Source organism: Comamonas sp. 4034, assembly GCF_050434545.1.
GTDB lineage: Bacteria > Pseudomonadota > Gammaproteobacteria > Burkholderiales > Burkholderiaceae_C > Comamonas > Comamonas odontotermitis.
On the sequence record NZ_JBNDIT010000026.1, the window covers coordinates 25542 to 36176 of the forward strand.

Below are 10635 nucleotides of genomic sequence, written 5' to 3' on the forward strand. Positions count from 1 at the left end.
GAACTAGAACAACTATGGCAACGCATCTGGACTTGGAAGAACAGGAACAGCTTGATCAGATCAAGCATTTTTGGAATAAGTGGGGCACGCTGATCACCACGGTGCTGGTTATCGTGCTGGGCGGATTTGCCGCCTGGAATGGCTACCAGTACTGGCAGAATCGCCAGGGCCAGCAGGCCAGTGCACTGAGCTCTGCGGTGGAAGCCGCGGTCAATTCTGGTGACAAGGCTCGTATTGACCAGGCCTTTGGTGACCTGCGCAGCAACTACGGCAGCACCTTGCAGGCGGCTCATGCAGGTTTGCTGGTGGCCAAGGCCGCCAGTGACAAGGGGCAAATGGATGACGCCAAGGCTGCGCTCACCTGGGTGGCTGACAATGCGGCGGACGATGGCTTGAAGGCCACGGCGCGCATTCGCCTTGCAGCAGTGCTGCTGGGCAGCCAGTCCTACGACGAGGCGCTCAAGCAACTGGACGCCAAGATGCCGACGGAGTTTGATGCCGTGGTGGCTGATCACCAGGGTGATATCTATCTGGCCAAGGGCGACAAGGCCAAGGCAATCGAGGCGTACCGTACGGCCTACCAGAAGACCACTCCTGGTGTGGAATACCGCAATGTCATTTCCGTCAAGCTCAATGCGCTGGGCGAGGACGTGAAGTAATCGATAGCGAGAGGCTGTGCGCATGAGCATGAAACACCAAGCACTACCATCATTTGCTGCAGCAACTGCTGCAGCGAAGGTCTTGACCGTATCCGCCGTGGCTCTGGCTGTGGCTGGCTGTTCGTTGTTCTCGTCCGACAAGCGCAAGCCTGTCGAACTGGAGCCCAATGTGGCGTTGATTGGCGTCAAGCAGACCTGGACGCAGCGCATTGGCAAGGCCAACCCGACCCTGGTCATGAATGTGAGTGGCAATGTGGTGACCATGGGGTCTGCCGATGGTCAGTTGGCGGCGGTGAATGCAGATACCGGCGCTGAACTGTGGCGCGCCAACGTGGGGCAAAAGCTTTCAGCTGGTGTCGGTAGCGACGGTAAATGGGCTGCGGTGGTCACCGAAGGTGGTGATCTGGTGGTGCTGTCGCAGGGTAAGGAGCAATGGCGCAAGCGCCTGAGCAACCGCGCCTATACAGCACCTCTGGTAGCGGGCGCCCGTGTCTTCGTGCAAAGTGCGGATCGCTCCGTCAGTGCCTATGACGCAGCAACCGGCAACCCGCTGTGGAGCCAGTCGAAGACTGGTGAATCGCTGGTACTGCGCCAAAGCGGCGTGCTGATGGCTTACAAGGACACATTGGTCACGGGCGTATCGGGGCGTTTTGTGGGGATTGATCCCAACAACGGCTCGCTGCGCTGGGAGGTTCCCATCGCCAGCCCCCGTGGCACCAATGATGTGGAACGGCTCGTGGAGCTGGTAGGCGGCGTATCACGCGTGGGTTCGGTGCTGTGCACCCGTGCCTACCAGATGGCCGTGGGCTGCATCGATGCCGATACTGCGCAACTGCGCTGGACCGTGCGCGCCGAAGGCCTCAATGGAGTCTCGGGCGATGAAGATGTGGTGGCGGGTGCCGATGGCAATGGTGTCATTACCGCATGGGCACGTGATGGGGGCAGTGTGGCCTGGACAAGCAGCCGCCTCAAGTACCGCAAACTGAGCCAGCCGCTGGTGCTGGGCCGCTCGGTGATCTTTGGTGACGGCAATGGCGTGGTGCACATGCTGTCCAAAAAGGATGGTTCTCCGTTGAACCGTTTTGCAACCAACAACTCGGGCATCTCTGTCGCGCCGGTCATCGCAGGGAACACCATGGTGGTGCAGACCAACGACGGTGCGGTGTACGGCTTTCAGCCCGATTGAGAGAAAAAGAAAAAGTAGTCAGGAATGAAGCCAGTTATTGCTTTGGTGGGTCGCCCCAATGTGGGCAAATCCACCTTGTTCAACCGCATGACGAAGTCGCGCGACGCCATCGTGGCCGACTTCGCCGGTTTGACCCGTGATCGCCACTATGGCCAGGGCCGGCAGGGCAAGCGCGAATATATCGTGATTGATACGGGTGGCTTTGAGCCCGATGCGTCGAGCGGCATCTTCAAGGAGATGGCCAAACAGACCCGCCAGGCTGTGGCCGAGGCGGATGTCGTGGTGTTTGTGGTGGACGTGCGTCTGGGGCTGTCTGCGCAGGACCACGAAATCGCAGGTTACCTGCGTCGCCTGGGCAAGCCCGCCATGTTGGTGGGCAACAAGGCCGAAGGCATGAAGGATGGCTCGCAACTGTCCGAGTTCTATGAGCTGGGGCTCGGTGAAGTCTATCCTGTCTCTGCAGCACACGGACAGGGTATTCGCAGCCTGGTCGACATGGCCCTCGACAAAGTGCAGTGGCCCGACGAGGAAGAAGACGCGGGCGATGCGGACGGCCCTCAGCCCATTCGGTTGGCGGTTGCTGGTCGCCCCAATGTGGGCAAGTCGACCTTGATCAACACATGGCTGGGTGAAGAGCGGCTTGTCGCCTTTGACATGGCTGGCACGACGCGTGATGCCATCTCGGTGCCTTTTGAGAAGAATGGGCAGCAGTTCGAGCTGATCGACACCGCCGGCCTGCGCCGCAAGGGCAAGGTGTTCGAGGCCATCGAGAAGTTCTCCGTCGTCAAGACCTTGCAGGCCATTGAAGGCGCCAATGTGGTGCTGTTGTTGCTGGATGCCACGCAAGGTGTCACGGATCAGGATGCGCACATTGCCGGGTACATTCTGGAGAGCGGGCGTGCGGTGGTGCTTGCCATCAACAAGTGGGATGCCCTGGATGACTATGGGCGCCAGATGCTCGAGCGCTCGATTGAGATGCGTCTGTCGTTCATGAAGTTTGCTCCCATGCACTTCATTTCGGCCAAAAAGCGCCAGGGCCTGGGGCCGTTGTGGACTTCGTTGATCCAGGCGCACAAGGCTGCCACCTGCAAGATGCCAACGCCTGTGCTCACCCGTCTGCTGCTGGAGTCGGTACAGTTTCAGACGCCCAAGAAAGTGGGGCCTTATCGTCCCAAGCTGCGTTATGCACACCAAGGCGGTATGAATCCGCCGGTGATCGTGATCCACGGCAATTCGCTGGAGCATGTGACCGATGCCTACAAGCGTTTTCTGGAAGGTCGCTTCCGCAAGGAATTTAATTTGGTGGGCACCCCCTTGCGGATTGAATTCAAGACCTCACATAACCCATACGCTGATAAAGATTGATAGCGAAAAAGTGAGATGGGGCAGGCTTAACCGGTTCATTGCACGAAAAAAGCCTTTTATCAATCAGTTACGTCGCCACTGTGGTAAGGTGGCGTTTTACAACAACATTGTCTGAACACGGAGAATATCGTGAGCAACAAAGGCCAACTTCTGCAAGATCCCTTCCTCAACGCTCTGCGCCGCGAGCATGTTCCCGTTTCCATCTATTTGGTCAACGGTATCAAGCTTCAAGGCCAGATCGAATCTTTTGACCAGTACGTTGTGCTGCTGCGCAACACGGTGACCCAGATGGTGTACAAGCACGCCATTTCCACCATTGTTCCCGGTCGCGCTGTCAATTTCTCCGCGTCCGAGTCGCAAGACAGCGACGCTGCAGCCTAACGATTTTGATAGCAATATGCCTGTGTTTGGCACGGGCAAGAGCTCTACATCATTGAGTAATCACCAAATAAATCACGACAAGAAATCCACCCCGGTCATGCTGGTCGGGGTGGATTTTGGTTTTCCGCACTTCGATTCCGAGCTGGAAGAGCTGGGTTTGCTCGCACAAACCGCAGGGCTTGACCCCGTGGCGCGCCTTACCTGCAAGCGCAAGGTGCCTGATGCGGCCTTGTTTGTTGGCAGTGGCAAGGCTGACGAAATTCGCATGGTGGCACAAACCTATGGCGCCAAGGAGGTGCTGTTCGACCAGGCGCTGAGCCCCGCGCAACAGCGCAATCTGGAGCGCAGCCTGCAAATGCCGGTTAATGACCGCACCTTGCTGATTCTCGAGATCTTTGCCCAGCGAGCACGCAGCCATGAAGGCAAGCTGCAGGTGGAGCTGGCCAAACTGCAGTACCTCAGCACACGGCTGGTGCGCCGATGGTCTCACCTGGAGCGCCAACGCGGCGGCATTGGTACGCGCGGCGGGCCTGGTGAAACGCAGATCGAGCTGGATCGCCGCATGATCAATGACGCAATCAAGCGCACTAAAGAGCGCTTGAGCAAGGTCAAGAAGCAGCGCGCGACGCAGCGCCGCCAGCGTGAGCGCAACGACACATTCAATGTTTCGCTGGTTGGTTATACCAATGCGGGCAAGTCCACCTTCTTCAATGCGGTGGTCAAGGCGCGAGCCTATGCGGCGGACCAGTTGTTTGCCACGTTGGATACCACCACACGCCAGATGTATCTGGAATCGGCCCAGAAATCGGTGTCGATCTCGGATACCGTTGGCTTTATTCGTGACCTGCCGCATGGTCTGGTCAATGCTTTTGAGGCAACGCTACAGGAAGCAGTCGATGCAGATCTGCTGCTGCATGTGGTCGATGCCTCGAATCCTGCCCACCCGGAACAAATACAACAAGTCCAAAAGGTTCTTCGGGAAATTGGTGCAGACGATGTGCCGCAGGTGTTGATCTTCAATAAACTGGATGCAATGGATCCAGCCCAGCGGCCCACAGTGCTTGCCGACAGCTATGAGCTGGACGGCGTGCAGGTTCCTCGTTTCTTCGTCAGTGCTGCCAAAGGGATGGGTCTGGACGCTATTCGCGGACACTTGGCCGAGGCAGTTCTTACGCATCAGGCTGCCTTGGAAAAGGTTGAGGCTGTTGAGATAGCCCCAGAGGCTGATGACGAATTATTGGGAAATGCCCACTAGACTGCCACAATGGCTGTCTGCAAGCGCTTTGTAACGCTGATTCATAGAGACATCGCTAATGAAATTTCATTCACGCTTTCCGCGCCTGGCTTTGCTACCGCAAGGCATACGCGGAATGTTCAATCTGAACGACCCGCGCTGGGGGCGCGGAGACGACGGTAATGGCGCAGGCGGCAATGGTGGTCAGGAGCCGCCGCCACCGGCCCGCCCGCCTTATACGCCTCCCGAAAATAACAACCGTCCGTCGCAGCGGCCAGGAAATGGTGGAGCTCCTGATCTGGACGAGCTTTGGCAGGACCTGAACAAAAAGCTGGGCGGTCTGTTCGGTGGCAAGGGCAATGGTGGAGGCGGTCGCAATGCTGGCGGTCCACAGCCTGAGTTCAAGGGCGCGGGCATTGGCATCGGCCTGATTGCAGGTGTTGCCGTGCTGATCTGGATGGGCACGGGTTTTTTCATCGTGCAGGAAGGTCAGCAGGCGGTCATCACTCAGTTTGGCAAATTCCATAAGACTGTGAATGCCGGCATCAACTGGCGCCTGCCGTATCCGATTCAGCGGCATGAGCTGGTCTATGTGTCTCAGATCAAGTCTGCAGACGTCGGGCGCGACAGCATTGTCAAGAGCACAGGCTTGCGCGAGTCAGCCATGCTGACGGAAGACGAGAATATCGTTGAAATCAAGTTTGCGGTGCAGTACCGCCTGAACGATGCGCGTGCCTGGTTGTTTGAAAGCAAGAACCCGGCAGACTCCGTCATCCAGGTGGCAGAAACTGCTGTGCGTGAAGTGGTCGGCAAGATGAAGATGGACGCCGCGCTCGCCGATGAGCGCGACCAGATCGCGCCGCGTGTGCGCGAGTTGATGCAGACCATTCTGGATCGCTACAAGATCGGTGTCGAAGTGGTTGGCGTCAATCTGCAGCAAGGTGGCGTGCGTCCGCCCGAGCAGGTGCAGGCGGCATTTGACGACGTGCTCAAGGCTGCGCAGGAGCGTGAGCGTACCAAGAATCAAGCTGAAGCCTATGCCAACGATGTGGTGCCGCGTGCCAAGGGGACCGCATCGCGTCTGATGGAAGAGGCATCCGCATACAAGGAACGCATCGTCGCGCAGGCGCAAGGTGATGCGCAGCGGTTCTCGTCGATTTACACCGAGTACCAGAAGGCTCCAGCGGTGACGCGTGACCGCCTGTACTTGGAGACGATGCAGCATGTCTACAGCAATGTGACCAAGGTAGTGGTGGATTCCAAGCAGGGATCCAACCTGCTGTATCTGCCGCTCGACAAGATCATGCAGCAAACCCAAGGTGCCGGCGCCAATGCGTCTGGTAGCGAGGCTGCAGCCCCATCGGCCGCTCCTGCCAACAATACGCCGGTGGCTGCACCGTCTGTTCCAGACGCGCGCGCCCGTGACACCAGCCGAACCCGTGACCGCGAGTCGCGCTAGGAGTGAGTTGTGAATCGAATGGGATTTTTTGCTTCAACCGTTTTGGTGGTCCTGGCGTTGCTCAGCTCCACCGTGTTTGTGGTCGACCAGCGCCAATTCGGCATCAAGTACGCCATGGGGCAGATCAAGGAAGTGATCACTGAGCCCGGGCTCAACTTCAAGCTGCCTCCGCCGCTGCAGAATGTGACCTATCTGGACAAGCGCCTGCTGACTCTGGACAGTACCGATACCGAATCCATGCTGACTGCGGAAAAGCAGCGCGTGGTGATCGACTGGTACGTGCGCTGGCGCATCACGGAGCCATCGGAATACATCCGTAATGTAGGCACCAGCGAAGGAGCGGGTGCCATGCAGCTCAATCGGGTGGTGCGCAATGCCTTCCAGGAAGAGGTGAACCGTCGCACGGTTCAGGAGTTGATCTCGACCAAGCGCGAGCAGACCATGGCTGACGTCAAGCGAGAAGTGCTGGAAGCGGTCAAGGGCAGCAAGCCTTGGGGTATTGACATTGTCGATGTGCGCATCACGCGTGTCGATTACGTTGAAGCGATCACCGAGTCGGTCTACAGCCGCATGGAGGCCGAGCGCAAGCGCGTGGCCAACGAATTGCGCTCGACTGGTGGCGCAGTCGGGGAAAAGATCCGCGCCGATGCGGACCGCCAGCGCGAAGTGACGATTGCGAATGCTTACCGCGATGCGCAGGCACTCAAGGGGCAGGGCGATGCGGAAGCGGCGAAAGTCTATGCCGAAGCCTTTGGCAAGGATCCGCAGTTTGCACAGTTCTACCGCAGCCTCGAGGCCTACAAGTCCAGTTTCAACAAGAAATCGGATGTCATTGTGGTAGACCCATCATCTTCCGATTTCTTTAAAAGCTATCGCTCGCCAACGGCCAAGCAGTAAGCGCTGTTTGCTATCAAAACCGAAACGCCGCACGGCAATCGCCGTGCGGCGTCTTTTTTTGCGCTCCTTATAGCATCGCAGGCCGGCGCCGCCTGCACAAATGCATCAATGGCGCAGTGGTTCGGGCAGGTTATTGCTTGCGCCTTTATGCATCCCTGTAGAATTGCGTTTTTAACAGCCTCTGCAATTTCCCATGTCTGCTTGGATCCTTCCGGATCACATTGCCGATGTGCTGCCGTCCGAAGCACGGCACATCGAAGAGCTTCGTCGCGGCTTGCTTGATGCAGCCTGTGGCTATGGCTATGAATTGGTGATGCCGCCGCTGCTGGAGCATCTGGATTCGCTGCTTTCCGGCTCTGGTGAGGCGTTGGATCTGCTGACCTTCAAGCTGGTGGACCAGCTCTCTGGCCGCACCCTGGGTATTCGTCCCGACACCACCCAGCAGGTGGCACGCATTGACGCGCATCTGCTCAATCGCAAGGGTGTAACGCGCCTGTGCTACTGCGGTCCGGTCTTGCATGCCAAGCCTGATCGCCCCCATGCAACTCGCGAGCAGCTGCAGTTTGGGGCGGAAATCTACGGCCACGCCGGCGTCGAGGCCGATGTGGAAATCATCACCTTGGCAACCGAATCACTGCGTGTAGCGCAACTGCATGATTTTTCGGTGGATCTGGCAGATGTACGTATCGTGCAGCGTCTGTTGGCGGGCTTGTTGGTGGATTTACCCACCTTGCGCCGTGTGCATGCCGCTTTGGCGGTGAAAGACGCATCGGAGCTTGCGCTGCTGACCAAGGATTTTCCGCAGGCGCAACGCGACGGACTGCGTGCATTGTTGAATCTGTATGGCGATGTGGCGGTGCTGGACGAAGCCGAAAAGGCACTCGCTGCCATTCCAGGCATATCACCTATCCTGGTCGAATTGCGCCAATTGGCTGGACGCGTGGACAGTCCTTCCGTCACCTTTGATCTGGCGGATTTGCGCGGTTATTCCTACTACAGCGGCATGCGCTTTGCCATTTATGCGCAAGGAGTGACGGATGCGCTGGTGCGTGGCGGCAGATACGACGAAGTGGGGGCCGCGTTCGGGCGTAGCCGTCCAGCGGTCGGTTTCAGTCTTGACATCAAGCAACTCGTGCCCGTGGTGCAGCCGCGCCCGCTCAAGGCTGCCATCCGTGCACCCTGGGTGGACCGGGAAGACATGCGTCAGGTGATCCAGCGTTTGCGGCACGCGGGCGAGACCGTTGTTTGCGCACTGCCTGGGCACGACGATGAAATCGACGAATTCGATTGCGACCGCGAACTGGCAGAAGTCAACGGCCAGTGGGTTGTGCGTAGCATTTAACTGTATTTTGTTCTTGGATGGGAAAAGAAATGACTGTTTCCAAAGGTCGCAACGTTGTTGTGGTTGGCACTCAATGGGGTGATGAAGGCAAGGGTAAGCTGGTCGACTGGCTGACCGAAAGCGCCCAAGGCGTGGTGCGCTTCCAAGGCGGCCACAATGCAGGCCACACATTGGTGATCAATGGTGTGAAAACTGCATTGCACCTGATCCCCAGCGGCATTATGCGCCCTGGCGTGAAGTGCTACATCGGCAACGGCGTGGTGCTCTCCGTTGGCAAGCTGTTCGAGGAAATCGAAGGCCTGGAAAAAGCCGGTGTGCAGGTGCGCGACCGTCTGCGCGTATCTGAAGCCTGCCCATTGATCCTGCCTTTCCATCAGGCACTGGATGTAGCTCGTGAAGCGGCCCGTGAACAAGGTGGCGTGCAGAAGATCGGTACAACCGGCAAAGGTATCGGTCCCGCCTACGAAGACAAGATTGCCCGCCGTGCGCTGCGGGTGCAGGACCTGAAGCACCCTGAGCGATTTGCCACCAAGCTGCGCGAACTGCTGAACCTGCACAACCATATCCTGGTGAATGTGCTGGGCTCCAAGAACTTCGACTTCGGCGCCGGTCTGGCTCCGTACATGAAGGATGGCGAGGTGCAATTCGACGCTGTATATAGCGAGGCCATGCGCCATGCCGAACTGCTCAAGCCCATGATTGCGGACGTGTCGCGCGAACTCAATGACGCGCATGCGGCAGGTGGCAATCTGCTGTTTGAAGGTGCGCAAGGTACGCTCTTGGACGTGGACCACGGCACTTACCCCTATGTCACGTCGTCCAACTGCGTGGCAGGTAATGCGGCTGCAGGTGCAGGTGTGGGTCCAGGCATGCTCCACTACATTTTGGGCATCACCAAGGCCTACTGCACTCGTGTTGGTGGCGGTCCTTTCCCGACCGAGCTGGATTGGGAGAAGGAGGGTACCCCCGGTTGGATCATGAGTACCGTGGGTGCCGAGAAGGGCGTAACCACTGGCCGTTCGCGCCGTTGCGGCTGGTTCGATGCGGCACTGCTCAAGCGTTCGGCTCAGATCAATGGCCTGTCGGGCCTTTGCATCACCAAGTTGGACGTACTCGATGGCATTGAAGAGCTGCAACTGTGCGTGGGTTACGAGCTGGATGGCGAAAAGATCGATTTGCTGCCGTTGGGCGCGGACGATATCGAACGCTGCAAGCCCATCTATGAATCGATCCCTGGGTGGACAGAATCCACGGTGGGTGTGACCGAATATGACAAACTGCCTGTCAATGCGCGCCGCTATCTGGATCGTATTGCAGAAGTGACCGGTGTGCCGATCGCCATGGTGTCGACCAGCCCTGACCGCGATCACACCATCCTGATGCACAACCCTTACCAAGCCTGATCGCTTAACGCTATATCGAACGAGGAAAACCATGCTTACTGAAGACGGCAAGCACCTGTATGTCAGCTATGACGAATACCATGGCCTGATTGAAAAACTAGCCATCAAGATCCACCAGTCTGGCTGGGAATTCGACACGATCCTGTGCCTGGCGCGGGGTGGCATGCGTCCAGGCGATATCCTGAGCCGCATTTTCGACAAGCCACTTGCCATCATGTCCACCAGCTCCTACCGCGCAGAAGCCGGCACGATGCAAGGGCACCTGGACATCGCTCGCTTCATCACCACTCCCAAGGGGGAAATCGCCGGCCGAGTGCTGCTGGTAGATGATCTGGCCGATTCCGGTCACACCTTGAATGCAGTGATCAACATGCTCAAGACCAACTACAAGCCGATCACGGAGCTGCGCAGCGCAGTGATCTGGACCAAAGGAGTCTCGACGTTCACCCCAGACTACTCTGTGGAGTTTCTGTCAACCAATCCTTGGATTCATCAGCCTTTTGAAGGGTATGACACGCTTCGTCCGGAAAAGCTGATGGAGAAGTGGAAGATCTGATTGCGGGAGTTTGAAGGAGCTTTCTGGAGAAATTTTGCAATCTTGCAAAGGATCAGGAGAAACTCCTATACAATACGCTTCATCGACAGCACAACGCCTTGCGAAGCTGCCAGACTCGAAAGAGCGCGGTTCGCAAGGTTTGTTTTTTGGTGG

The 10635-nt window shown here is 57.8% G+C and carries 10 protein-coding genes; all 10 read left to right on the top strand.

All coding sequences use genetic code 11. From position 1 onward, the window contains the following. Positions 1-14: 14 nt before the first annotated feature. The 10 genes from ABIE32_RS19950 (at position 15) to ABIE32_RS19995 (ending at position 10482) form a co-directional block, all read left to right on the top strand. Positions 15-659 (top strand): YfgM family protein, encoded by a 645-nt coding sequence (locus tag ABIE32_RS19950; protein WP_429018771.1) that lies wholly within the window; start codon positions 15-17, stop codon positions 657-659. Between the two features lie 28 nt (positions 660-687). Further along, positions 688-1845, top strand: coding sequence for an outer membrane protein assembly factor BamB (gene bamB, locus ABIE32_RS19955; protein ID WP_429018790.1), 1158 nt, complete (start codon positions 688-690; stop codon positions 1843-1845). Between the two features lie 24 nt (positions 1846-1869). Then, the gene (gene der, locus ABIE32_RS19960) at positions 1870-3210 is read left to right on the top strand and encodes a ribosome biogenesis GTPase Der (RefSeq protein WP_224149412.1); all 1341 of its coding nucleotides are present in this window, start codon (positions 1870-1872) and stop codon (positions 3208-3210) included. 129 nt (positions 3211-3339) lie between these two features. Further along, positions 3340-3591, top strand: coding sequence for an RNA chaperone Hfq (gene hfq, locus ABIE32_RS19965; RefSeq protein WP_224149411.1), 252 nt, complete (start codon positions 3340-3342; stop codon positions 3589-3591). A gap of 97 nt (positions 3592-3688) precedes the next feature. Beyond that, complete coding sequence (hflX, locus tag ABIE32_RS19970) at positions 3689-4846, top strand: GTPase HflX (RefSeq protein WP_429018792.1); 1158 nt, start codon at positions 3689-3691, stop codon at positions 4844-4846. 58 nt (positions 4847-4904) lie between these two features. After that, the gene (gene hflK / locus ABIE32_RS19975) at positions 4905-6284 is read left to right on the top strand and encodes an FtsH protease activity modulator HflK (protein WP_224149410.1); all 1380 of its coding nucleotides are present in this window, start codon (positions 4905-4907) and stop codon (positions 6282-6284) included. Positions 6285-6293: 9 nt separating this feature from the next. Beyond that, positions 6294-7181 (top strand): protease modulator HflC, encoded by an 888-nt coding sequence (gene hflC, locus ABIE32_RS19980; protein ID WP_184711391.1) that lies wholly within the window; start codon positions 6294-6296, stop codon positions 7179-7181. Between the two features lie 193 nt (positions 7182-7374). Further along, entirely contained in the window at positions 7375-8523 is a 1149-nt protein-coding gene (locus ABIE32_RS19985) for an ATP phosphoribosyltransferase regulatory subunit (protein ID WP_429018777.1), read from the top strand. A 29-nt stretch (positions 8524-8552) separates the two neighbouring features. Then, positions 8553-9926, top strand: a complete 1374-nt coding sequence (locus tag ABIE32_RS19990) for an adenylosuccinate synthase (RefSeq protein ID WP_429018780.1) — start codon at positions 8553-8555, stop codon at positions 9924-9926. Positions 9927-9957: 31 nt separating this feature from the next. Beyond that, positions 9958-10482: a phosphoribosyltransferase gene (locus ABIE32_RS19995; RefSeq protein WP_224149406.1), complete on the top strand. Its 525-nt coding sequence runs from the start codon at positions 9958-9960 to the stop codon at positions 10480-10482. Positions 10483-10635 lie beyond the last annotated feature (153 nt).

Excerpts from the sequence above, each read along its gene's own strand:
- hflK (WP_224149410.1), top strand. The coding sequence starts at position 4,905 with ATGAAATTTCATTCACGCTTTCCGCGCCTGGCTTTGCTACCGCAAGGC.
- ABIE32_RS19985 (WP_429018777.1), top strand. The coding sequence starts at position 7,375 with ATGTCTGCTTGGATCCTTCCGGATCACATTGCCGATGTGCTGCCGTCC.
- hflX (WP_429018792.1), top strand. The coding sequence starts at position 3,689 with ATGCTGGTCGGGGTGGATTTTGGTTTTCCGCACTTCGATTCCGAGCTG.
- bamB (WP_429018790.1), top strand. The coding sequence starts at position 688 with ATGAAACACCAAGCACTACCATCATTTGCTGCAGCAACTGCTGCAGCG.
- der (WP_224149412.1), top strand. The coding sequence starts at position 1,870 with ATGAAGCCAGTTATTGCTTTGGTGGGTCGCCCCAATGTGGGCAAATCC.
- ABIE32_RS19950 (WP_429018771.1), top strand. The coding sequence starts at position 15 with ATGGCAACGCATCTGGACTTGGAAGAACAGGAACAGCTTGATCAGATC.
- ABIE32_RS19990 (WP_429018780.1), top strand. The coding sequence starts at position 8,553 with ATGACTGTTTCCAAAGGTCGCAACGTTGTTGTGGTTGGCACTCAATGG.
- ABIE32_RS19995 (WP_224149406.1), top strand. The coding sequence starts at position 9,958 with ATGCTTACTGAAGACGGCAAGCACCTGTATGTCAGCTATGACGAATAC.